The sequence below is a fragment of the Leucobacter sp. NPDC058333 genome (genome assembly GCF_042726155.1).
In the GTDB taxonomy this organism is placed as follows: Bacteria; Actinomycetota; Actinomycetes; order Actinomycetales; family Microbacteriaceae; genus Leucobacter.
On the sequence record NZ_JBHXHV010000001.1, the window covers coordinates 240,754 to 262,471 of the forward strand.

At 65.4% G+C, this 21,718-nt stretch carries 23 protein-coding genes; 17 read left to right on the forward strand and 6 right to left on the reverse strand.

All coding sequences use genetic code 11. The features are described 5' to 3' along the window. Positions 1-28 precede the first annotated feature (28 nt). Positions 29-487, forward strand: a complete 459-nt coding sequence (locus tag ACFWHR_RS01070; RefSeq protein WP_382446417.1) for an SRPBCC family protein — start codon at positions 29-31, stop codon at positions 485-487. An 82-nt stretch (positions 488-569) separates the two neighbouring features. Here ACFWHR_RS01070 and trxA read toward each other — a convergent pair whose 3' ends face one another. The 3 genes from trxA to ACFWHR_RS01085 form a co-directional block, all read right to left on the reverse strand. Further along, on the reverse strand, positions 570-893 hold the full coding sequence (trxA, locus tag ACFWHR_RS01075; RefSeq protein WP_382446418.1) for a thioredoxin: 324 nt from the start codon (positions 891-893) through the stop codon (positions 570-572). Between the two features lie 27 nt (positions 894-920). Then, complete coding sequence (gene trxB, locus ACFWHR_RS01080; RefSeq protein ID WP_382446419.1) at positions 921-1,874, reverse strand: thioredoxin-disulfide reductase; 954 nt, start codon at positions 1,872-1,874, stop codon at positions 921-923. 101 nt (positions 1,875-1,975) lie between these two features. Further along, complete coding sequence (locus ACFWHR_RS01085; protein ID WP_382446420.1) at positions 1,976-4,324, reverse strand: DUF6049 family protein; 2,349 nt, start codon at positions 4,322-4,324, stop codon at positions 1,976-1,978. A gap of 53 nt (positions 4,325-4,377) precedes the next feature. Between ACFWHR_RS01085 and ACFWHR_RS01090 the strand changes: the two genes are divergently transcribed. The 10 genes from ACFWHR_RS01090 (at position 4,378) to ACFWHR_RS01135 (ending at position 11,994) form a co-directional block, all read left to right on the forward strand. Further along, entirely contained in the window at positions 4,378-5,811 is a 1,434-nt protein-coding gene (locus ACFWHR_RS01090) for a CCA tRNA nucleotidyltransferase (RefSeq protein WP_382446421.1), read from the forward strand. 15 nt (positions 5,812-5,826) lie between these two features. Further along, complete coding sequence (locus tag ACFWHR_RS01095) at positions 5,827-6,606, forward strand: PIG-L deacetylase family protein (RefSeq protein WP_382446422.1); 780 nt, start codon at positions 5,827-5,829, stop codon at positions 6,604-6,606. Between the two features lie 11 nt (positions 6,607-6,617). Next, entirely contained in the window at positions 6,618-7,283 is a 666-nt protein-coding gene (locus ACFWHR_RS01100; RefSeq protein ID WP_382446423.1) for a hypothetical protein, read from the forward strand. A gap of 145 nt (positions 7,284-7,428) precedes the next feature. Next, the gene (gene rpsF / locus ACFWHR_RS01105; protein ID WP_090145806.1) at positions 7,429-7,791 is read left to right on the forward strand and encodes a 30S ribosomal protein S6; all 363 of its coding nucleotides are present in this window, start codon (positions 7,429-7,431) and stop codon (positions 7,789-7,791) included. Between the two features lie 3 nt (positions 7,792-7,794). Then, positions 7,795-8,355 carry a single-stranded DNA-binding protein gene (gene ssb, locus ACFWHR_RS01110; protein ID WP_382446424.1) on the forward strand — a complete coding sequence of 187 codons (561 nt, stop codon included), beginning with the start codon at positions 7,795-7,797 and terminating at the stop codon, positions 8,353-8,355. 48 nt (positions 8,356-8,403) lie between these two features. Then, positions 8,404-8,664: a 30S ribosomal protein S18 gene (gene rpsR / locus ACFWHR_RS01115; RefSeq protein ID WP_010155628.1), complete on the forward strand. Its 261-nt coding sequence runs from the start codon at positions 8,404-8,406 to the stop codon at positions 8,662-8,664. Positions 8,665-8,676: 12 nt separating this feature from the next. Beyond that, the gene (rplI, locus tag ACFWHR_RS01120; RefSeq protein WP_382446425.1) at positions 8,677-9,126 is read left to right on the forward strand and encodes a 50S ribosomal protein L9; all 450 of its coding nucleotides are present in this window, start codon (positions 8,677-8,679) and stop codon (positions 9,124-9,126) included. A 483-nt stretch (positions 9,127-9,609) separates the two neighbouring features. After that, a complete protein-coding gene (gene dnaB / locus ACFWHR_RS01125) occupies positions 9,610-10,983 on the forward strand; it encodes a replicative DNA helicase (protein ID WP_382446426.1) in 1,374 nt (457 codons plus the stop codon). A 110-nt stretch (positions 10,984-11,093) separates the two neighbouring features. After that, on the forward strand, positions 11,094-11,672 hold the full coding sequence (locus tag ACFWHR_RS01130) for a hypothetical protein (RefSeq protein ID WP_382446427.1): 579 nt from the start codon (positions 11,094-11,096) through the stop codon (positions 11,670-11,672). Between the two features lie 31 nt (positions 11,673-11,703). Beyond that, positions 11,704-11,994 carry an ABC transporter ATP-binding protein gene (locus tag ACFWHR_RS01135; protein ID WP_382446428.1) on the forward strand — a complete coding sequence of 97 codons (291 nt, stop codon included), beginning with the start codon at positions 11,704-11,706 and terminating at the stop codon, positions 11,992-11,994. A 79-nt stretch (positions 11,995-12,073) separates the two neighbouring features. Here ACFWHR_RS01135 and purB read toward each other — a convergent pair whose 3' ends face one another. Continuing rightward, entirely contained in the window at positions 12,074-13,459 is a 1,386-nt protein-coding gene (purB, locus tag ACFWHR_RS01140; RefSeq protein WP_382446429.1) for an adenylosuccinate lyase, read from the reverse strand. 205 nt (positions 13,460-13,664) lie between these two features. Between purB and ACFWHR_RS01145 the strand changes: the two genes are divergently transcribed. After that, on the forward strand, positions 13,665-14,354 hold the full coding sequence (locus ACFWHR_RS01145) for a GNAT family N-acetyltransferase (protein WP_382446430.1): 690 nt from the start codon (positions 13,665-13,667) through the stop codon (positions 14,352-14,354). A gap of 38 nt (positions 14,355-14,392) precedes the next feature. On the opposite strand, the gene ACFWHR_RS01150 is transcribed toward ACFWHR_RS01145, so the two are convergent. Continuing rightward, the gene (locus ACFWHR_RS01150) at positions 14,393-14,809 is read right to left on the reverse strand and encodes a phage holin family protein (RefSeq protein WP_382446431.1); all 417 of its coding nucleotides are present in this window, start codon (positions 14,807-14,809) and stop codon (positions 14,393-14,395) included. Between the two features lie 161 nt (positions 14,810-14,970). Between ACFWHR_RS01150 and ACFWHR_RS01155 the strand changes: the two genes are divergently transcribed. From ACFWHR_RS01155 to ACFWHR_RS01175, 5 genes are all read left to right on the forward strand, one after another. Next, a complete protein-coding gene (locus tag ACFWHR_RS01155) occupies positions 14,971-16,008 on the forward strand; it encodes a hypothetical protein (protein ID WP_382446432.1) in 1,038 nt (345 codons plus the stop codon). 35 nt (positions 16,009-16,043) lie between these two features. Then, positions 16,044-17,156, forward strand: coding sequence for a histidinol-phosphate transaminase (locus ACFWHR_RS01160; protein WP_382446433.1), 1,113 nt, complete (start codon positions 16,044-16,046; stop codon positions 17,154-17,156). 77 nt (positions 17,157-17,233) lie between these two features. Then, on the forward strand, positions 17,234-18,415 hold the full coding sequence (locus tag ACFWHR_RS01165; RefSeq protein WP_382446434.1) for a thiamine pyrophosphate-dependent enzyme: 1,182 nt from the start codon (positions 17,234-17,236) through the stop codon (positions 18,413-18,415). Further along, complete coding sequence (locus ACFWHR_RS01170; RefSeq protein WP_382446435.1) at positions 18,412-19,413, forward strand: alpha-ketoacid dehydrogenase subunit beta; 1,002 nt, start codon at positions 18,412-18,414, stop codon at positions 19,411-19,413. Before ACFWHR_RS01165 ends, ACFWHR_RS01170 begins: the two co-directional genes overlap by 4 nt. A gap of 25 nt (positions 19,414-19,438) precedes the next feature. Beyond that, positions 19,439-20,809: a dihydrolipoamide acetyltransferase family protein gene (locus tag ACFWHR_RS01175; RefSeq protein ID WP_382446436.1), complete on the forward strand. Its 1,371-nt coding sequence runs from the start codon at positions 19,439-19,441 to the stop codon at positions 20,807-20,809. A gap of 243 nt (positions 20,810-21,052) precedes the next feature. On the opposite strand, the gene ACFWHR_RS01180 is transcribed toward ACFWHR_RS01175, so the two are convergent. After that, complete coding sequence (locus ACFWHR_RS01180) at positions 21,053-21,697, reverse strand: MIP/aquaporin family protein (RefSeq protein ID WP_382446437.1); 645 nt, start codon at positions 21,695-21,697, stop codon at positions 21,053-21,055. Between the last annotated feature and the right edge of the window lie 21 nt (positions 21,698-21,718).

Sequence of the window (21,718 nt, forward strand, 5' to 3'; positions counted from 1 at the left end):
GCGCGATGACGTGTGATTGACTGGCGATATGAGCGAAGACCAGAAAATCGTTTCGGTTGAGCGCGAAGTCGCCGCCGATGCCGCCACGCTGTTCGAGCTGATTGCTGACCCGTCCCGTCAGCCCGAGTGGGATGGCAACGACAATCTCAACGACGCTGACACCGGCCAGCGCGTAACAGCGGTCGGCGACGTGTTCGTGATGCACAATACCGGCGGCAAGACCCGTGAAAACCACGTCGTTGAATTTGTCGAGGGTCGGCGCATTGCCTGGAAGCCGAGTCCCGTCGGGGAGCCGCAGCCCGGCCATCTCTGGCGCTGGGAGGTCGAGCCGACGGGTGAAGGCACCGCGCTGCTCCGGCATACCTACGACTGGACAGGGCTCACCGACGAGGCACGCTTCGACCGCGCCCGAGCCTTCGACGCCGACGCGCTCAGAGGGTCGCTCGACCGCCTTGCGGCGCTCGCGGAGGGTCGCGCGCGCCAATAGCCGGGGATCAACGCAAAAAGGTGGCCGGCGATCGCTTGAAACGATCGCTGGCCACCGCTGCGGGGTCTCCCCCAGTTACGAACTAGATGATGCCGTTGAGGTGTTCCTCGATCATCGGCTTCGGCATGGCGCCGATAATCTCGCGCACCTCTTCGCCACCCTTGAAGACCTTCATCGCCGGAATCGACGTAATGCGGTACTTCGCGGCGAGGTTCGGGTTCTCATCAACGTTCAGCTTCGCGATGATGATCTTGCCCTCGTGCTCCGCGGCGATCTGATCGAGCACGGGCGCAACTGCGCGGCACGGTCCGCACCAGGCGGCCCAGAAATCGACGAGTACGGGAACGTCACTCTGCAGTACGGCCTGCTCGAAGCTCTGTTCGTCGACGGTGATTGCTTGTGACACGGTGACTCCTTCTGAAGATTCTTGCGGTTAAACGGTGGCGAGGGCGACGTGTTCGGCCTGCTCGCGCGCCGCGAGGAAGTGCTCGGCGTCGAGGGCCGCGACCGTGCCAGAGGCAGCGGCCGTAATCGCTTGACGGTACGACGGGTCGATGACATCGCCGGCGGCGAAGACGCCCGGGGCCGAGGTGCGCGAGCTGCGTCCGTCGACCGCGATGGTGCCGTCAGTCGTCAGATCGAGCTTGCCGTGCACCAGGTGCGTGCGCGGGTCGTTGCCGATAGCGATGAACAGACCCTCGATAGGAAGTTCGCGCTCAGTGCCGTCAACGGTGTCGCGCAGCGTCAGCCCGGTGATCTCGGTCTCGCCGTGAATGGCTGCGACCTCTGAGTTCCAGACGAACTCGATCTTTGGATTGTCGAAGGCACGCTGCTGCATGATCTTCGACGCCTTCAGATCTTCCCGGCGATGGATTACGTACACCTTGTCGGCGAATCGCGTCAAGAACGTCGCCTCTTCCATCGCTGAGTCGCCGCCGCCAACCACGGCGATCGTCTTCTCGCGGAAGAAGAATCCGTCGCAGGTTGCGCACCACGAAACACCGTGACCGGAGAGACGATCTTCGTCGCTCAGACCGAGCTTGCGATAGGCGGAGCCGGTCGCGTAGATCACGGTGTGTGCTTCGTGCACTGAGCCGTCGCCGGCGGTGACGCGTTTCACCTCGCCTGAGAAGTCGACCTCGGTGATGTCGTCGTAGACGACCTCGGTGCCAAATTTCTCTGCCTGCTCCTGCATCTTCTGCATGAGATCGGGGCCCTGCACGCCTTCGGGGAAGCCGGGGAAATTCTCGACCTCAGTCGTGTTCATCAGCTCGCCGCCGATGCCAACGGAGCTCGCAAACAGCACCGGTTCGAGACCAGCGCGAGCCGCGTAAATCGCAGCGGTGAAACCGGCGGGGCCGGATCCGATGATGATGATCTGGTGCATGACGCTCCTTGCACACCTGGGGGTTAGACGTCGCGGTGTTGACCGCTCGGGTGGTACAACCCATCCTAGGTGCGCAGTATTCCAGCGGCCCTGAACGGGAGCTACTTCGCAGCTTCCTCGTCGTGCGGCGCGGCGCTGTCGTCGTCAGATACCGCGACCTCAGCGTCGGTCGCTACCTCGACCTCGATGTCGGGCTGCGAGCGGCGGCGGCGACGCACACTGCGCCAGATGCCGAAGCCGAGCAGCACGACCGCGAGCCCGCCGAGCACCCAGAACGCGATCGCCTCGAAGCTGCTGCGAATGGTGATCGATAGGGTTCCGGTGAACACTGTGGGGTCGCCGTCGGCCGCGAGCACGCTGATCACCAGCCCGGATTCGCCGGAGGAGACACGGCTCCTCACCGGTACGAGCACCCGCTCGTTCGCATCGGCAGCTACAGCGACGTCGGTGAACCTGCGTTCGGGGACCGCGAGCGCTGCCGATGCCGGGGCAACCTCGACTTTGACGAGGGCGTCAAACGGGAGGGAGTTGCGCAACTGGATCGGCACACGAGATGAGCTGCCGACCAGCTGGATGTGCTCGGTGCTGATCGCCTGCACGCCGCTAAGAAGTTTGGCGTCGCGTTTACGGTAGGTCGCGGCGACCCTGTCGAAGGCCGCATCATCAGCCGCGTACTGGGTCGAGAAGAGTTCGAGGAGGCGGGTGCGCTGGTAACCGCTGAGGTACTCGGGGTGCACGAGCACGGCGCCGAGTTCATTGACCGAACTCTCACGGTTGGACGCGGAGCGCAACAGCTCGAGCCGTGTCTCGGAGGTGCCGGACGGTCGCAGATCGGCTGATCCTGCGGGCTGCTCGGCAACCGGGGTCGACTCGGCCCACGAAAACTGGTCGAGCTGGTCGAGCAACGCGGCCGGATCGGCTGCCTCACCCGTGGCTGCCCGATCGAGGCCAAGCACCACTCCCTTCGACCCGCGCTGTGCGTCAATCACCAGCTCCGCAGCGAGCTGAGCGACGCCCTCGGAGCGTTCAGTTTCTGAGTCTGCGGCGAGAGCGGCACGCGCGGCGGCGTCGAGACCCGCGTCAGTGATGACTGCCGCATCGTCCCCGAGCTTCGCGCGCGGGCCGCCACGGAGCTTGACGCCGTCGGAACTCAGCACGAGCGAGTCGATGCCCTCACTGTCGAGCAGCGCAATCGTCTCGGGATCGGCGCGACCTCCAGCTGGCCACGCGGTGGGGGCGCTTTCCCGCGGCCAGGCAAGCAGTTCCTGCAGTGTGGGGAGTGCGGCGGAATGCTCGGGCCCCGCTGGCGTCTTAGGCTGCGTTGGCTCCGTCGGCGCCGTGTTCGGGGATGTCTCCCCCGCGGTGTCGGCGCCCGCGTCCGTAGCGGTCTCGGATTCAGCACCGGCGCCCGCGTCCGCGCCCGCGCTAGTGCCGGTATCGGTACCCGTCGGCTCAGGAAAACTCCCGTAGCGACTGATGAAATCGAGGTTCGTGGGTTCGAGCAGTGTCGTGAAGCCGAGCGCGGCCTGCGCGGACGGATCCGCGTCCGCAAATTGCAACAGGAACGACGGCAGCGACGATGACTCGAGCCGCTCGAGCAGTAGTTGCGCGGTTCGGGGGGCTTCGTCGCCATAGGCGCGAATGCCCGAAATCAGGCGCGGATCGATTGCGAGCGTCGCATCGTGGGCGGCGGCCGCGGTGAGCAGCTTGTCCCAGCCCGGAGCGAGATCTGCGAGCTGGTCACGGGTCGGGAGCGTGCGGATATCGGAGGGCAGCACAAATGGCACGATGACGCTGACGGGCACGGTTGCCGATCCTGCGCCCTTCCACACGACGGGCGTGGTCGTCGATACGGGCGATGGCGTCGTCGCCGTCGCATCGGCGGTGTCGCCGGTACCGTCCGTGGCATCCGCGCCAAACATGGTGAAACCCTGCGCAGCCTCCGCTGAAAATGTGAGCGTGGCACCGACGAGGTACGCGCCAGGCTCGGCGGTTGCGCCGAGCGGGATGTCGGCACGCGGCACGGTAATGGTCGCGGTCTGCTCTTCCCCGGCCGCGATTGCGCCGACACTCGCATCGGCGAACTGCGACGCAGAGGTGGGGAGCTCGGCCGCGAGATCGTCAGCCGAAGACATTGGCCGCGAACCGATGCTGAGCGAGACGGTGCCCGCGGGGACACCCACCGCGCCGGAGTTCCGAATCAACAAGCCGAATTGCACGTCGTCATCACCCGCGCCGATGACCGGCTCGCGTGGGGCGACCACGATCTCGACTCCCCCGGTCGAGGTCTCCGCAGCTACATATCCGCTCTGCCCGGTGCCGGGCGCGATGCCGGGTGCGGCGTAGGCCGCTGCCGCCCCCGAGACGCCGAACACCGCGCCAAGGAGTACGGCGCCCGACAGCGTCCACGCCCCTACCGCGCGTGCGGATCGACGGGGTACGAAGTGCATGGCGTCAAGTCTAGGGACCAGAGCCCGCGCGGTGACCCAGGTACCCTAGTGTGATGCCCTCCCTCGCTGCATCAATGGACGCTCTGCGCGCCATCGCCGAATCAGCGCCGGTCGCGACCCTCGCCACCGCTTTCGCCGATCGCGGCCACGAATTTGCCCTCGTCGGCGGCCCCGTTCGCGACGCACTGCTCGGCCGCGCGGTTACCGATCTTGATTTCACGACATCGGCGCACCCCGACGAAACCCGTGCCGTGCTCGACTCGGTGTCGGCGAACGTGTGGGATGTGGGGCGTGACTTCGGCACGATCGCCGCGAAGGTGCACGGCGAGACCGTCGAAATCACGACGTATCGCGCCGAGATCTACCGCGATGACTCGCGCAAGCCCGAGGTGAACTTCGGCGACACGATTGAGGGCGACCTCGTGCGCCGAGACTTCACGATCAACGCGCTCGCCCTGATGCTGCCGGATTTGCGACTCGTCGATGTGTCTGGCGGCTTTGAAGACTTGCTCGCCGGCAAGATCCGCACACCGGGCGCCCCCGAGACCTCGTTCACCGACGACCCGCTGCGCATGTTGCGAGCTGCGCGCTTCTCTGCGCAGCTCGGCTTCGAAGTGACCCCTGACACGCAGGGGTCGATGGTCGAATTCGCAGAGCGGCTCGACATCATCTCGGCCGAGCGGATTCGCGATGAGTTCGTCAAACTGCTGTCAGCGAGCGACCCGGCGCCCGGCATCCGGCTGCTCGTGGAGACGGGTCTCGCCGAGCGCTTCCTGCCAGAGCTGACCGCACTCATCGCCACCCAAGACGACCACGGGCGCCACAAAGACGTGTATGAACACAGCCTCACCGTGCTGCAGCAGGCGATCGCGCTCGAGACCGAACGAGGCGGACCAGCGGCCGGCCCCGACATCGTGTTGCGCATCGCTGCCCTGCTGCACGACATCGGGAAGCCTGCAACGCGTCGTTTCGAGCGCGGCGGGGTGACTTTTCATCACCACGACGTCGTGGGCGCGAAACTCGCGAAGAAGCGGCTGCGTGAGCTGCGTTTTGACAACGACACGGTGAAGCGCGTCGCGCGGCTTATCGAGCTGCACCTGCGATTCTTCGGCTACAGCGATCAGCCGTGGACGGACGCTGCCGTGCGGCGCTACGTGCGAGACGCGGGCGAAGAGCTCGAACGCCTGCACATTTTGACCCGCGCCGATGTCACGACACGCAATCGGCGTAAGGCTGAGCGCCTGGACCACGCGTACGACGACATCGAGCGTCGCATCGCGGAGCTCGCCGAAGCCGAAGAGCTGGCAGCTGTGCGACCCGAGCTCGACGGCGAGCAGATTATGGCGATCCTCGGAATTTCCCCCGGGCCCATCGTGGGCCGCGCCTACCGCTACCTGCTCGAGGTGCGCCTCGACGAGGGTCCGATTGGCGCCGAACTCGCCGAAACACGACTCCGTGCGTGGTACGACGAGCAGAGCGACAAGTAAATGGGAGACGTAGACGTGAACGAGGCTGTAGCGGCGACATGGTTCGGCGGGCGCGCGCGGGTGCTCTTTGTGCACGCACACCCCGACGACGAGACGATCACCACTGGCGGCACCATTGCGGCACTCGCCGAGGCCGGGCAAGAACCACTGCTGGTCACACTCACCCGTGGCGAACAGGGCGAGGTTGTGGCGGGGCCGCTCGAGGCGCTTGTTGCGGCGCACGGAATTGCGGTCGCGCGTCAGAACGAGCTCAAGACCGCGCTCGGCATGCTTGGCTTGGATCGCCACGTGTTTCTCGGGGTCAAGCCCGCTCGCGCTGACGGGTATCCCCCGGTGATCTACGAGGATTCCGGGATGACGTGGGACAGCAACGGCCGCGCGACCGCCGCGCCCGACGCTGGGCCCGACGCGCTGACGTCGGCACCGGCCGTCGAAGCCCTGAACGATCTGCTCGCCGCCGCGTACCAATCCGGCGCGCAGGCGATCGTGAGTTATGACGGCGGCGGCGGGTACGGGCACCCCGATCACGTGTTCGCACACCGGCTCGCGCGGGCCGTGGCGCACGCGCTCGACGTACCCTTCTGGGCAATCGTGGGGGACGCCGATCCTGCCGCCGCATCCGATCTCGAGCGGCACGACGTGACACCGTGGCTCCCCCGAAAAATCGCGGCACTGCGCGCGTATGCCACCCAGCTCACCGTGGACGGCGATGACATTGTGCACGTCGGAGGGCAGCGCGAAGCAATCGCCACGGTCGAATCGTTCCGACTACTGACTCCGGCCGCGGGCGACTGACGGTCATTGCAATGAGCGGATACCTCGACCCGGTCCCCCAGATGCTGACGCTGCCAGACATTCGGCGCAGTTCGGCAAGCTTCCACCTGAGTTGGTCGATCGGATTCGTGGTGCTCGGCGCCATCTTCGTCACTGCGACGCTCGGGGCGGGGTCGGCGTCTGACATCTCGTGCGCTCCCGGTGCGAACTGCGCGGCAGCTGCGGGCGCGAGCCGCGCTCTGACACTGATGATGATCCCGTTCGGCCTGTTGGTGATTCTTGGGCTCAGTTTCGGTGGGGCCTTCATGATCAGGCACCGTATGTGGTTCAATCGCGGGGCCGATGAGCTGCGACGACGCCCGACGGGTGCGCGTGTCAAGCGCGTCTTCGAGCGCACCTGGAACTCGACTCCCGAGTGGAATGACTGGCTGTATCAACAGTTCCTCGCGGGCAATCTCGCCGCGCTGCAGCAGCTCGGAATCGCGCAGTGGCACAATCTCGGCGATCTATATGTGAATCTCTATGTCGCCGAGGGTGACGGCATCGCGTATCTCTGCATCGGCTCTTACTCTGCACGCAGCCGCGGCGTCGACACCGGCTGGCGCCCCATCGTGATGACCGGCGCGTGGTACGACTACACGATGCAGTTCTTTCAGGTGGGCCGATCGTATGTGTCTACGGCGGCACCGGGCCAGTAGCTGGGTGACGTAGAACGCGTGAAGTGCTAAGCTATTGAGGTTGTCTGCGTGCGGTGCAATCTGCCCGGCACGAAGGCACGATGTATAAACACCCTCCTGTCACAGAAATCCTGTGGCCGTGAAGTCCGAAGGAGGTGGGTCAATAATGCATCCGTACGAACTGATGGTGATCCTCGATCCGGGTATCGACGAGCGCACTGTAGCCCCCAGCATCGAGAAGTTCCTCGGCGTCATCCGCAACGCGGGCGGCGAAATCGAGAACACCGATATCTGGGGCAAGCGTCGTCTCGCCTACGAGATCAAGAAGCAGTCAGAAGGCATCTACGTTGTGGTGAACTTCACCGCAACCCACGAGGCCACCGCTGAGCTCGATCGTCAGCTGGGTCTCTCAGAGGCCGTGCTCCGCACCAAGGTGCTGCGCTCCGACGAGCTCATCGCCCAGCGCGCAGCTCAGACGAAGCGCGACCAGGCCAAGGCCGCTCGCGCAGCCGCGAAGGTCGGCGCGTAGCTCATGGCCGGTGAGCCGCTGATCACAGTCGTCGGGAACCTCGTTGCCGACCCGGAGCCGCGCGTCAGCCAGGCGGGAAAGTCGTGGGTGACCTTCCGGATCGCCTCGACCCCTCGCGTGCGTGACCGTCAGTCGGGTGACTGGTCGGACGGCGAACCGTTGTGGCTCGGTTGCCGCGCGTACGGAGAGTACGCCGACAACATCGCCGCATCGCTCACGAAGGGCATGCGCGTCATCGTGCAGGGCCGTCTCACCCAGCGCAGCTACACCGACAACCAGGGGCAGCAGCGCACCTCACTCGACCTTGAGGTCGAAGAGGTTGGGCCGTCGCTCCGCTTCGCCACTGCACAGGTCGCTCGCGGCCAGGCACGTGGCCAGGTCGGTGGCTTTGGTGGCGGCAACGCCGGAGGCAATCAGCCCGCTGGTCAGAGCAGCTGGGGTCAGCCCGCAGCCGCTCCGCAGCAGTCGCAGACGCAATCGCAAGACAACCCCTGGACCAATTCGGGCCAGGGTGAGTCAGGCGGCGGCTTCGGCGGCGGTTTCGACGACGAGCAACCCTTCTAAACTTCTTGATCCGGCCCAGCCGGAACGCATCACGAAAAAGGACCAATTATGGCAGGCAAGTCCAGCGGCACAGCCCGCAAGCCGGGTCGCGGTAAGAACGCCAAGACCCTCGCACCCGCGAAGAAGCAGACCGTCGGCGTCATCGATTACAAAGATGTCGCAACGCTCCGCAAGTTCATCTCCGAGCGTGGAAAGATCCGCGCCCGTCGTATCACCGGTGTATCCGTTCAGGAGCAGCGACTCATCGCGAAGGCCGTGAAGAACGCCCGCGAGATGGCTCTCCTCCCCTACGCCGGTTCCGGCCGGTAAGGAGTAGAGCACATGTCTAAGGTAATTCTCACGAACGAGGTCCAGGGCCTCGGTTCCGCCGGCGACGTCGTTGACGTTAAGACCGGTTACGCTCGCAACTTCCTCGTGCCCCAGGGCTACGCGGTGCACTGGACCCGCGGTGGCGAGGCTCAGGTTGCTCAGCTCCGCGCTGCGCGCGATGCTCGCGCGCTCGCATCGGTTGAAGACGCTCAGGCGTTGAAGGCCAAGCTGCAGGAGGGCAAGATTCGCCTCCTGACCAAGACTGGCAACGGTGGTCGTCTCTTCGGCTCGGTCAAGCCGGCTGCGGTTGCAGCTGCGGTGTCCGAAGCCGGGCTCGGCGAAATCGACAAGCGCAAGATCACGCTCCCCGCGATCAAGACCACGGGCGAGTACCAGGCGATCGTCCACCTCCACGAGGGTGTCGACGCCAAGGTGACGCTGCAGGTAATTTCGCAGCGCTAAGCTTCGCGCTCGCTGACGGCGGGACGCTGATCCGGTTTCCGGGTCAGGGTCCCGCCGTCTGTGTTTTTCCCCGCGTCTCAGGCGACAACACGCTGAACAACCCGTGAACGGGCGTTTCGTTATCAACTGGAAAATCGCTACAGGGCGGGCTTCGTAGCACGCAAGTTCTCCACATGTCGGGCGTTTCACGAAGCCTCAATCTGTACCTGAGACTTGAACAACTTTCTACCTGTGGAAAACTAAAATCCCTGTTCAAGCGCTACAAAAAGTACTCGTTACGAAATTCATCCACACGTTGTCCCCAAGGGTGTGAACAACATGTGGCGCAAAGCGGCGAGTTATCCCCCGAGTTATCCACAGGCACCGACGGTTGGGCACAGTCTTCGTTTGGAGTCCTGTCGCCGGACGCTTACCGTGAATGTCTGGGGTCGGGTGTCTGATCGATCAGTAACCGAATCCACTGCAGTGAGAGGAAGTCTTCGCGTGTCAATCGCACACCTGGGAATCCCGGATCCGTTCCTCGAGGACAACTCCCGTGGACACGAGCGCACGCCACCGTACGACCTGTTGGCGGAGCAGAGCGCACTCGGTGGCATGCTGCTCTCCAAAGACGCCGTAGCGGACGTCACCGGGCTGCTCAAGGGCCCCGACCTGTACGTGCCGAAGCACGAGGTCATCTACGAGGCCGTGCTGTCGCTGTACTCGCGCGGCGAACCGACCGACGTCATCACGGTGACCGACGAGCTCACCAAGAGCGGCGAGCTGCAGCGTGCCGGCGGTACCGAATACCTGCACACTCTGACGAGCATTGTGCCTACCGCAGCGAACGCGAGCTTCTACGCAGAGATTGTGGCGGAGAAGGCCCTGCTGCGCCGTCTCGTCGAGGCTGGGACGCGCATCGTGCAGATGGGGTACGCCGGCGAGGGCGAGGCGATCGACCTCGTGAATGTCGCTCAGTCCGAGATCTACGGTGTCACGGGCGAAAGCCAGGGCGAAGACTACGTCCCACTGCACCTCGCAGTCGATGCGGCCCTTGAAGAGATCAATAAGGCCAATAGCGCGACGGGCGGCATGCTCGGCGTGCCCACCGGATTTAGCGAGTTGGACGCAATGACCAACGGTTTCGCTGGCGGCCAGATGATCATCATTGCTGCGCGACCGGCAATGGGTAAGTCGACTCTCGCGATGGACGTCGCGCGCAACGCCTCCGTGCACGCGAACGCGCCGACGGTCTTCTTCTCGCTCGAAATGGGGCGTGCCGAGATTGCCATGCGTCTTCTCGCTGCGGAGGCGAGTATCCCCATGCAGACGCTCCGCAAGGGGGCACTCGATAACCGTGACTTCCAGAAGCTTGCGGCGACGCAGGCGCGCGTTGCAGAGGCTCCGCTCTACATTGACGACAGCCCGAACCTGACCCTCGTTGAGATCCGAGCAAAGTGCCGCCGCCTGAAGCAGCAGCACGGCCTGCGCATGGTGGTCATCGACTACCTGCAGCTGCTCTCGAGCGGTAAGAAGTCGGAGAGCCGCCAGCAAGAGGTCTCGGAGTTCTCACGCGCGCTCAAGCTGCTCTCGAAAGAGCTGGACGTGCCGGTGATCGCGCTTTCGCAGCTCAACCGTGCCTCCGAGCAGCGCGCGGACAAGATGCCCGCGATCAGCGACCTCCGTGAATCGGGCTCGCTCGAGCAAGACGCTGACATGGTGATCCTGCTGCACCGCGAGGCCGTGGGTGATCGCGACAGCCCGCGCGCTGGCGAGGCCGACTTCATTCTCGCCAAGCAGCGCAACGGACCGACGGGAACCGTCACCGTCGCGTTCCAGGGCCACTACTCGCGCTTCCAAGATATGCCCCAGGTGTAGCACACCACTGCGGCGAGGGTGAGCCACGTCGTCTGTCTTCGGCCCCCGCCAACGGGATTCTCCCCGGGAGCCCGGGGGTACACTGGAGGGTGACGGAGAAAAGGGGTGTCATGGCTGCTGCAGTTCATACGACTGCGGGATCGTCGACTTCTGAGACCTCGGTTTCCCGACCTGTGAAGCTCATTCGCGTCGCCGTGCTGATGCTCGCTGGCTTTGCAATCGCGTTCTCCGCCCCGATGCACGAGCAGCTCGGTTTCGACACCGCGATTGCTGCAATCGCCATCGCGGCAATCGGCGTTGCCCATCTCGTCGAGTGGTTCACGCTGCGCGCTACCGGCGGTAACCCAGTGCCGCTGCTGCTCGGCGTCGTTTCGATCGCAGCAGCCATCGGTATCGTCTTTTCCGGCTCGGTCATCGCCTTCGCGATGCTGGTCGCCGGGTGGGCGCTCGTGTGCGCGCTGCTCGAATTCGTGGGCTCGACGGTGCGACCAGGAAGCAGGCAAGACGCCATCTTCCTCGGTGCGATCGGGATGCTGCTCGCGCTGCTCGTAGTGCTGGTACGCGAAGACGGCGTCGCCGTCATCGGGTTCCTCGGAGCCTACGCAGTGCTCGCTGGGGTGTTCCTCGGCATCTCGGCCTTCGATACCCGCCGCCCGCACGCACCGCGCGATGCCGCCGCCACCCGCTAATCCAGCTTCGATTTCTTCCGGAAAGCAGACGATGACTCAGTCCCCCGAGCCCGCCAATCAGGATCCCGTGACCCCGTCGCGACGTGACCGCCTGAAGCCGCTCGAACTCATCGGCTTCTCTCTCATTCTTGGCCTGTTCGCGGGTATCGTCGTGCTGCTCACGACGCGCGAGATCATGCTCGGGCTCGTGTTCCTGGGTGTCGGCTTCATCGTGTCGATCATGATGGTCGCACTCGTGGGCTTGGGCGGTAAGCCCAGCCAGGAAGACCTCGACGCGCGCAAAGATCTGCAGCAGCCCGACGACAAGCCCACCTGGCACTAACCGCTAGCGAGCGTCAGCGGCGGGTAGGCAATCGCCTACCCGCCGCTGTGCTGCGTAACGCTGTGCTGAGACCTCTCGCCTAGCGCTGCAGAAAATCGACGAGGCGCACGGCGTCGCCGATGTACGTCGCCGGAGTGAGTGCGAGCAAGCGCTGCTTGGCAGCGTCGCCAATCTCGAGCCCCTGCACGAATTCGACGAGGTCAGCCTGGCCGATACGGCGGCCGCGTGTGAGCTCCTTGAGGGCCGCGTACGGGTCGCTGATTGTTGAACGTCCGGCAGTCACCTCTGCACGAATCACCGTCTGAATGGCCTCACCAAGCACCTCCCAGTTCGCGTCGAGATCGGCCGCGAGTGCCTCGGGGGCGGCGTCGATCTGACCGAGTCCCTTGATGATGTTATCGAGAGCGAGCACCGAGTGGCCGAGACCGACGCCGATATTGCGCTGCGCCGACGAATCGGTGAGGTCGCGCTGCCAGCGGCTGGTGACGAGGGTCGCCGCGAGCGAATCGAGGATCGCGTTCGACAGCTCGAGGTTGGCCTCGGCGTTTTCGAAGCGGATCGGGTTGACCTTGTGCGGCATCGTCGACGAGCCGGTCGCGCCTGCGACGGGGATCTGACGGAAGTACCCGATGGAGATGTAGCTCCAGATATCGGTCGCGAGGTTGTGCAGAATGCGGTTGGCGTGCGCGATGCGCGTGTACAGCTCGGCCTGCCAGTCGTGTGACTCGATCTGCGTGGTGAGCGGGTTCCAGTCGAGGCCGAGGCCCTCGACGAACTCCTGCGAGACCTGTGCCCAGTCAGTGTCGGGATCTGCCGCGAGGTGCGCCGCGAACGTGCCAGTGGCGCCCGAGAACTTGCCGAGGTACTCGACGTCGTCGATCTGATTCAGCTGGCGCTCGAGGCGGTAGACGAACACCGCGAGTTCTTTGCCGAGCGTCGTCGGCGTCGCGGGCTGACCGTGCGTGCGGCTCATCATCGGCAGCTCGCGATACTCCTCTGCCTGCCGTGCAATTTCGGCGATGACCTTCTCGAAGCGCGGGCGCCAGACGTCGGCGACAGCCTGCTGCACGGTCAGCGCGTATGAGAGGTTGTTGATGTCTTCGCTTGTGCAGCAGACGTGGGTGAGTTCAGCGAGATGCGCGAGTCCCTGCGATTCGAGGCGGGCACGAACCAGGTACTCGACGGCTTTCACGTCGTGCTGCGTGACGCGCTCAGTCTCGGCGAGCTCGTCGATCTCGGCCTGACCGAAATCAGCGGCCCAAGCGCGCAGAGACGCGAGCTGCTCGGGCTCGATCGGGCTGCCACCGAGCAGCGAGTGTTCGGTGAGGTAGGCGAGCCACTCGACCTCGACGTGCACGCGCGCCTTGTTGAGGCCCGCTTCCGAGAGCGTGTTGCCGAGGTCGGCGACCGCGGCGCGGTAACGTCCGTCGAGCGGGCTGATGGGCTGCGTGGGGAGCGGGGTCATGTGAGCCTCTCGGAGATTGGGATCGCGGTCCGTCGTCCATTCTCCCACGCCCTGCGCAGTGGCCCGGGCCTGCGTGAGCGATTCGGCTTCGGTGACATCGCATGCTGTGCTCTGGCCTCACCGAAGCCGGATCTCTCACGGAGGCCGGGACTTGTCTGACGCCGCTCCTATGCTGAATCGTAGAGAGTGAAGCGGGAGAACGGGCATGGACTCAAACGAGACACGAGCGTTGGCTGCCGGGCGCCAAACTACTGACTGGACTGAAGACTGGGTAACCGGCTGGGCGGTGGCCCGCGGGCGGTCGGTCGAGCGAAACGGAGACGCGTGGGGCGTCGAGGTCGGCGATGCGTATCGGGATCGCGAGTACGTGATCGGCTCGCCGTCGGTCGCCGAGGCAACGCGATTGGTCAGGCTCCTCACCGGACCTCGCGACTGGCTCACCGTGCTGGGGGAGCGCGACCCCGCCGTCGACCGGGCGCTCGCTCCATTGCAAGCGATGTCGCGGGTTGAAACGCTCATGGAGATTCGGGATCTCGCGGCTTCGCCGCGCAAGAACACCCATCATCGGGGTCACGGCGTCCAGGACGGTCAACTCGGTCTCGGCGAAGAGAATGGTGTCGCGGAGGTCACCATCACGATTGACGAAGTGGTGGCCGCCTGTGGCTACGCGGTGGTGAGCGGAGAAGCACTGATCCTGGACCGCATTTCGACGGAGCCCCAGTATCAGCGACGCGGGCTCGGCCGGCGCGTGGTCGAAGCGCTGTGCGAGTGGGGGAGCGCCACCGGAGCCGAGCGCGGGCTGCTGGTCGCCTCGGTCGAGGGCCGCGCGCTCTACCTCACCCTCGGGTGGCGAGACGTCATGCCGGTCGCGGGGTATACCCGTGCTGCAGCGTAGCCAAGAGGAGGGCAATATTCATGCAGCGCGGCGCCCCCTCACGCTGTGCGGCGATCCCGCTTCTTCGAGGTGCCGAGTAGCCCGTTCAGCAGGCCAGACAGAATCGAGAGCACGAGCGCCGCGAGCACACCCCACCAGAACCCCTCGAGGCGCAGACCGAAGCCCGCGAGATCTGACAGCCACGCGACGATGGCGAGCATGATGCCGTTGATGATGAGTCCGATTAGCCCGAGCGTGAGAACGTACAGCGGGATCGACACGAACCGCACCACGCGACCGAGCGTTCCGTTTACGAGGCCAAAGATCATCGCCACCAGCACGAGCGTGAGCAGGTGCCCGTAGTTGTCGTTGTTGATCGGGGCGATCCAGACGCCGTGATCGCCGCTGCCGCCCACGATGAGTGTGGTCAGCCATAGGGCAAAGGCGTTCACGAGAACTCGGATGACGGTACGCATGGCTCAATTCTCCCACTGGTGGTCCTGCATGTCTCGTGCACAGCGCCGCGATTGAGCTCCCGCAGAGCGAGTTGTTATCTTTGACTCAAGCTGTGAGCTTTCGGTGGAGAGTGCACGAGAAAGTGTGTCGTCCGCCGCCGTGTCGAATGGAGCACCCCGACGTGACGCACCCTGAAGGTCAACCCATTACGCCGACCTTCGCGGACGGCGTCAGCCCCCCGCAGCGACCGAAGTCGAAGCGTGCACTGGTCATCACGCTGTCGATCGTGGGGGCCATCGTCGTGTCGAGTGCGATCGCGATCACGGTGGCGATTCTGAATCAGGCGCGCAGCCCCGAAGCGGCGGTCACGCGGTACGTCGAGTTCATTGCGGATGGGAAAGCCGAGGCTGCGAATCGACTCGTTGACCCGGGCATCGCGAACGATGAGCGGGTGCTGCTCACGGACGAGGTGCTGGGGGAGTCGACATCCCCGATCGAAATCGTCGATGTTCGAAGCAACTATCGCACCGACTCACGGGCAAGCGTTCGCGTGACGCTCTCGATCGATGGGGAACGGTACGAAGACGATCTGAGTGTGGTGTCTGGCCCGAAAGAGGCACTCGTGCTCGATACGTGGCGCGTCGAGGACCCACTCCTATCGCAGGTGAGTGTGAGCTCCAACGACCTCGACAGCGTGACGGTGGGTTCGACCGATGTCGCACTGGAGGATGACGGCTACGGCCACCACAGTCGGCGGCTTGCCGCGTACCCAGGCGTGTACGAGGTCTCGGGAGCGTCGACCGATTACGTCACCGCGTCGACAGAGTCCCTGAGAGTGGTCGACAAGTTCTCTCTGGGTGAGAGTGTTGACGTGACACTGACGCCCAGCGAAGCCTTCGAGAAAGAGGTACTGAAACAGGTACAAGCGCGCGTCACCGCGTGCCTGACGATCCCGACCAACATGGAAGATGGCTGCCCCTACGCCGTTCGAAACGACGACTTGGCCGAGTTGAAAGTCATCACTCAGCCGGACGGCTTCAGCGTCATCACCCTCGATAGTTTCGCGGCGACGGAGGCGACAATTGCGGTGCGCGAGAATCCGGCCTCCTACAACCCTGAACCGAAACTCGAGAAATCAACGATCGACGTCACTGGCAAGGTCAGCCTGGACGGCGGCAAACCAAAGATTGAAGAGGTCTATATGGCGAGCGGCTGGTAGCGAGCCGCCGTGCCAGCTTCACTACACTGAGCAGCATGAGTGACCAGGTCGTCTCCCCCGTTCGTTTCCGCGCGGATGTACTCGCGGTTCCCGCTTATCGACAGGGCGCAGCCCCCACGAAGCCCGGGTTCAAACTGTCGAGCAACGAGAACCCGTCCGAGCCCCTCCCCGGGGTGCTCGAAGCGATCGCGGGCCGCTCCGACATCAACCGCTACGCGGCAGTCGCGATGCCCGAGCTGCGCGAGACGATCGGCGCAGAGTTCGGCGTACCCGGCACACACGTGCACCTGGCCGCTGGCTCGGTCGCCATTCTCTTCCAGCTCGTGCACGCAGCTGCGGGAAGCGGCGACGCGTACCTGCACGCCTGGCCGAGCTTCGAGGCGTACCCGTCACTCGGGCTCGCATCTGGCGCCGAGGCCGTGCGCGTGCCGCTCACCGCCGCCTCCGAGCACGATCTCGATGCGATGGCCGACGCCATTACAGACCGCACCCGCGTCGTGCTGCTCTGCTCACCGAACAACCCGACCGGGCCGACCATTCGCCGCGCCGACTTCGACCGGTTCATGGCCCGCGTTCCCGCCGACACACTCGTGGTGCTCGACGAGGCCTACCGCGAATTCGTCACGGACCCGGAGGCCGTGCGGGGCGAAGACGTGCTGCGCGACCACGCAAACCTCGTGGTGCTGCGCACCTTCTCAAAGGCGTACGGCCTGGCAGGCCTGCGCATCGGGTACGGCGTGGGCGATCCGGCGATCTTTGCAGCCGCAGCCAGCGTGGCAATTCCCCTCTCGGTCACCGGGATCGCCGAGAGCGCCGCGCGCGCTTCACTGACCCTGGAGGCCCGCGCCGTGCACGCCGAGCGAGTCGCCGAAATCGCCGCTCGCCGCGACGCGCTCGCAGCAGAACTGCGTGAACTCGGCATCGCCGTACCGGCGGCGCAGGCGAACTTCGTATGGATACCCGAGACCGGCGCGGCACCCGGCGGCGTCGTCGACGCCCTCGCGCTCGCCGCAGACTTCGCCGAGGCGGGCACGCTCGTGCGCCCGTTCGGAGGCGTCGGTGTGCGGATCTCCGTGGGCGAGCCCGAGAGCGTCCCCGTTGTCGTCGACATCGTGCGGGCTCATCTGGTGCGGACGCGCGAAAACTGAGCTGATCCGGCGGGAAATCACCGGTGACACGACGTATATCCCGCCGCGCGCAGCGCCGATCATTACACTAAATCGAGATGAGCGAACAGATCACAGAGCGCCTGCTGCGAGGCGACGATCCCGAGCCGATCCGCTTCCTTGACGCGGAGGGTGGGTACGCGCCGTCTGGCACCGCAGCCGAGTATGCATCCGAGCTTGAGGATGTCGGGGTTGACGACTTCAAGCAGTGGTACCGCGACATGGTGTCAACGCGCGCCTTCGATACCGAGTGCACGCACCTGCAGCGTCAGGGGCAGCTCGGGCTGTGGGTGCCGAGTGTCGGCCAGGAAGGGTGCCAGGTTGGACTCGTGCGCGCCACGGAGCCCCAGGACCACGTCTTCCCGGCCTACCGCGAGCACCTCGTCGCGTACGTTCGCGGTGTCAACCTGATCGATATCGCTGCGCAGTTCCGCGGCGTCACCCACGGCGGGTGGGACGTCACTGACCCGGCCAATGGCAACGTGCACCTGTACACGCTGGTGCTCGGATCGCAGACGCAGCACGCCACCGGTCACGCGCTCGCGCAGGTGCTCGACGCGAAGCGGCGAGCAAACGACACAACGCTTGACGCGGGCGAAGCCGGTACGCCGACGGGCGAGGCGACGATGGTCTTTTACGGCGATGGCACCTCCAGCCAGGGCGACCCGAACGAGGCGATGGTGTTCGCTGCGAGCTACCAGACCCCAGAGGTCTTCGTCGTGCAAAACAACGGCTGGGCGATCTCTGTGCCCGTGGCCCGGCAGTCGCGCACGCCGCTCTACCGCCGCGCGCTCGGTTTCGGATTGCGCGCCGTGCAGATCGACGGCAACGACCCGCTTGCGGCGTATGCCGTCGGACGCCGCTACCTGCGCCTCGCGCGCGAGGGTGCGGGCCCCGGCTACATTGAGGCGCTCACGTATCGCATCGGCGCCCACACCACGGCAGACGACCCGACGCGGTACCGGCCAGAAGGGGAGCTCGAGACCTGGCAGCTGCGCGACCCGATTGTTCGCCTCGAGGCGTACCTGCGGAGTCTCGGTGTCGACGACGAGTTCTTCGCCGAGGTCGCTGCGACGGCGGATCGGGAGGCGAAGGTGGTTCGGGATCAGATCTTGACCCTGGCCACGCCCGAGCCCGATTCGATGTTCGCGCACGTGTACGCCGAGCCGCACCCGCGCGTTGACGAGCAGCGCGCCTGGTTCGCCCAGTATGAGTCGTCGTTCGAGGGGGGCGCCGCATGACCGAGATCGCGACACTGTCGGAGCGGGCGACGCTGCCGATCGCCAAGGCGATCAATGAGGGCCTGCGCACTGCGATGGTTGCTGATGACCGCGTGCTGCTGATGGGTGAAGACATCGGCCCGCTCGGCGGCGTGTTCCGCGTCACCGACAAACTGCAGGCCGAATTCGGCTCGGCTCGAGTGCTCGACACTCCGCTTGCCGAGTCCGCCATTGTCGGCAGCGCGATTGGCCTCGCGCTGCGCGGATACCGTGCGGTCGTTGAGATTCAGTTCGACGGCTTCATTTTTCCCGCGTTCAACCAGATCACCACGCAGCTCGCGAAGATTCGCGCGAGGCACGACGGCAAGGTCGATATGCCGATCGTTATTCGGGTGCCCTACGGCGGGCACATCAACTCGATCGAGCACCATGAGGAGAGTCCAGAGGCGTATTTCGCGCACACCGCTGGTCTGCGGGTGGTTGCGCCCTCGACCGCGAACGACGCTTACTGGATGATTCAGCAGGCGATCGCGTCGAACGATCCGGTGCTCTTCTTCGAGCCCAAGGCGAAGTACTGGCATAAGGGCGAGGTCGATCCTGCGGCGCCATCTGCGGATCTGCACCAGAGCCGCATTGCGCGCGCGGGCACCGATTGCACGGTTGTCGGGTTCGGCGCCATGGTCACGACCCTGCTTCAGGCCGCGGAAATCGCGCAGGCCGAGGGAACCAGCATTGAGGTCGTCGATCTGCGCACCGTCTCGCCCATCGACTACGAGCCGTTGCTCGCCTCCGTGCGAAAGACGGGTCGGCTCGTTGTCGCGCAGGAAGCCTCGGGCAACGCGAGCGTCGGTAGCGAGATCGCGGCGACGGTCGCGGAGCGCGCCTTCTACTCGCTGCAGGCTCCGGTGCTGCGTGTTTCGGGGTACGACATTCCGTTCCCCGCGGCAGCCATTGAGCAGTTCTTCCTTCCCGACGCCGACCGTGTGCTCGAAGCCGTCGACCGCACGATGCACTACTGATCCGCCGCGACCACAGGAGCCACCCATGAGCGAAATGACGTTTCCCCTCCCCGACGTCGGCGAGGGGCTGACCGAGGCCGAGATCGTCACGTGGCACGTCGCCCCCGGCGACACCGTCGCACTGAACCAGGTGATCTGCGAGATCGAGACTGCGAAGTCGCTCGTCGAGCTGCCCTCACCGTTCACCGGGGTTGTCTCCGAGGTGCTCGCCGAGGTCGGTCAGACGGTGCCGGTCGGCGAGCCCATTCTGCGCATCACGGTCGCGGGAGACGACGGCGCGACAGTGGTGCCCGATGCTGCGGCGCCTACCAGTTCGCCGACCGACACGGAAGATACCCGCGATGGGGTCGCCGATGCAGCCGCGAGTGTGGCGCACGAGAACGCCGAGGATGCCGAGGGTGGCGCGGTGCTCGTGGGTTATGGCGCAGGCGGGGCGGTGAAGTCGCGTCGCCGCAGGGGCGGTGAGCCGTTGCTCGCCGGGGGACAGGCGGGCGGTGAGGCCGCGTCGCACGCGGCGATTCCGGTTGCCGATGCCTCGCCGGTGATCGCGAAGCCCCCGATTCGCAAGCTCGCGAAAGATTTGGGCGTCGACCTCACGCAGGTTGCCGGCACGGGCATCGCCGGCGAGGTGCTGCGCGACGACGTGGTGCGACAGGCGTCGCAGGCGAGCCTGTTCCGCAATCTCTCGACCCCCGAACCCGCCGAGGCGCGCGAGGAGCGGATCCCGCTGAAGGGCATTCGCAAGATGACCGCCGAGGCAATGGTCACGAGCGCGTTCGAAGCGCCGCACGTGAGCGTCTTCACCGACGTCGACGCGACGCGCACTATGGAGTTCGTCAAGCGACTGAAGAACTCGACTGATTTCGCTGGCGTCAAGGTGTCGCCGCTGCTGATCTTTGCAAAGGCCATGCTCTGGGCAGTGCGCCGCAGCCCCGAGGTCAACGCGACGTTCACCGACACCGAGATCATTCGTCACAACTTCGTGAACCTCGGTATTGCCGCCGCGACCCCGCGCGGACTCGTGGTGCCGAACATCAAGGACGCGCAAGACTTCAGCCTGCTCGATCTCGCCCGCGCGATCGAGCAATTGACCATCACCGCGCGCGACGGTCGCACGCAGCCGAGCGATATGGCGCGCGGAACCATCACGATCACCAACATTGGCGTGTTCGGCATGGACTTCGGCACGCCGATCTTGAACCCGGGCGAGTGCGGCATCATGGCCATGGGCACCATTCGCCAGAAGCCGTGGGTCGTCGATGGCGAGGTTCGCCCCCGCATGGTGACCACCGTTGGCGGATCGTTCGACCACCGCATCGTCGACGGCGACGTAATCTCGCGCTTTGTCGCCGACGTGGCGTCGGTGCTCGAGGAGCCCGCGCTGCTGCTCGACTAGCGCGCTGCAGCGCTCGCGCCGCCCGCGCTGCGCTGCCGCGCTGCGCTGCCGCGCTGCGCTGCGCTGCCCGCGCTGCGCCGCCCGCGCTGCGCTGTCGAGCCCCTATGAAAACGCCGAGCCCCTCTGCGTATGCCCGGAATCCGCAAGGGGTTCGGCGATACGAGAGGGGCTCGGCGTTTGTGCGGGCGCGGGCGTGGGTGCGGGCGCGGGCGTGGGGGCGGCGCGCCGCCCCCACGTTGAGCGCTAGGCCGCAGCCTTCGCCAGGTCGTGCGCGTTGAGCGCCCGGAAGGCGAACGCCGCGAGCGCACCGCCGACGAGCGGGGCGACGAAGTAGAGCCAGATGTTCGACCACGCGAAATCGCCGTGCACGGCGAGGCCGAGTGCGACGGCCGGGTTGAAGCCGCCACCCGAGATCGGGCCGACGGCGAAGGCGCCGACGACGACGACCGAGCCGATTGCGAGGCCGTAGAACGAGTTGCCCTCCGAGTCCTTCGAGGTTGCGACGTTCAGCACGACGTAGACCAGGATGAACGTGAACAGCGCCTCGACGAGGAACGACGGGCCGACCTCAATCTCCTTCGCGGCCTCGGCTGCCGGGAAGATCAGCCCGGCGATCAGCGCGCCGAGCACACCGCCGACGAGCTGCGCGATGACGTAGGCGACGAAGTCACCCGCGCTGAGCGCGCCGCGAATGAGTGCGCCGAGTGAGACGGCGGGGTTCAGGTGCGCGCCCGAGAGGTGACCGGTCGCGTAAATCAGCACCATCAGCGTGAAGCCGATGGCGAGGGGTGCGAAGTCGCCGGCGTTGTTGATCGCGGCGACGATCGAGAAGACGAACAGCAGTGTCGCCAGGGCTTCAGCTACCGCGTTGCGAACGGTACCGGTCATGGGAGGACTCTCTTTCTCAGG

What these genes read in the sequence shown, in the direction of transcription:
- ACFWHR_RS01070 (WP_382446417.1), top strand. Translation starts at nt 29, where the DNA reads ATGAGCGAAGACCAGAAAATCGTTTCGGTTGAGCGCGAAGTCGCCGCC.
- trxB (WP_382446419.1), bottom strand. Translation starts at nt 1,874, where the DNA reads ATGCACCAGATCATCATCATCGGATCCGGCCCCGCCGGTTTCACCGCT.
- ACFWHR_RS01085 (WP_382446420.1), bottom strand. Translation starts at nt 4,324, where the DNA reads ATGCACTTCGTACCCCGTCGATCCGCACGCGCGGTAGGGGCGTGGACG.
- ACFWHR_RS01090 (WP_382446421.1), top strand. Translation starts at nt 4,378, where the DNA reads ATGCCCTCCCTCGCTGCATCAATGGACGCTCTGCGCGCCATCGCCGAA.
- ACFWHR_RS01100 (WP_382446423.1), top strand. Translation starts at nt 6,618, where the DNA reads ATGAGCGGATACCTCGACCCGGTCCCCCAGATGCTGACGCTGCCAGAC.
- rpsF (WP_090145806.1), top strand. Translation starts at nt 7,429, where the DNA reads ATGCATCCGTACGAACTGATGGTGATCCTCGATCCGGGTATCGACGAG.
- ssb (WP_382446424.1), top strand. Translation starts at nt 7,795, where the DNA reads ATGGCCGGTGAGCCGCTGATCACAGTCGTCGGGAACCTCGTTGCCGAC.
- rpsR (WP_010155628.1), top strand. Translation starts at nt 8,404, where the DNA reads ATGGCAGGCAAGTCCAGCGGCACAGCCCGCAAGCCGGGTCGCGGTAAG.
- rplI (WP_382446425.1), top strand. Translation starts at nt 8,677, where the DNA reads ATGTCTAAGGTAATTCTCACGAACGAGGTCCAGGGCCTCGGTTCCGCC.
- ACFWHR_RS01130 (WP_382446427.1), top strand. Translation starts at nt 11,094, where the DNA reads ATGGCTGCTGCAGTTCATACGACTGCGGGATCGTCGACTTCTGAGACC.
- ACFWHR_RS01135 (WP_382446428.1), top strand. Translation starts at nt 11,704, where the DNA reads ATGACTCAGTCCCCCGAGCCCGCCAATCAGGATCCCGTGACCCCGTCG.
- purB (WP_382446429.1), bottom strand. Translation starts at nt 13,459, where the DNA reads ATGACCCCGCTCCCCACGCAGCCCATCAGCCCGCTCGACGGACGTTAC.
- ACFWHR_RS01145 (WP_382446430.1), top strand. Translation starts at nt 13,665, where the DNA reads ATGGACTCAAACGAGACACGAGCGTTGGCTGCCGGGCGCCAAACTACT.
- ACFWHR_RS01150 (WP_382446431.1), bottom strand. Translation starts at nt 14,809, where the DNA reads ATGCGTACCGTCATCCGAGTTCTCGTGAACGCCTTTGCCCTATGGCTG.
- ACFWHR_RS01160 (WP_382446433.1), top strand. Translation starts at nt 16,044, where the DNA reads ATGAGTGACCAGGTCGTCTCCCCCGTTCGTTTCCGCGCGGATGTACTC.
- ACFWHR_RS01165 (WP_382446434.1), top strand. Translation starts at nt 17,234, where the DNA reads ATGAGCGAACAGATCACAGAGCGCCTGCTGCGAGGCGACGATCCCGAG.
- ACFWHR_RS01170 (WP_382446435.1), top strand. Translation starts at nt 18,412, where the DNA reads ATGACCGAGATCGCGACACTGTCGGAGCGGGCGACGCTGCCGATCGCC.
- ACFWHR_RS01175 (WP_382446436.1), top strand. Translation starts at nt 19,439, where the DNA reads ATGAGCGAAATGACGTTTCCCCTCCCCGACGTCGGCGAGGGGCTGACC.
- ACFWHR_RS01180 (WP_382446437.1), bottom strand. Translation starts at nt 21,697, where the DNA reads ATGACCGGTACCGTTCGCAACGCGGTAGCTGAAGCCCTGGCGACACTG.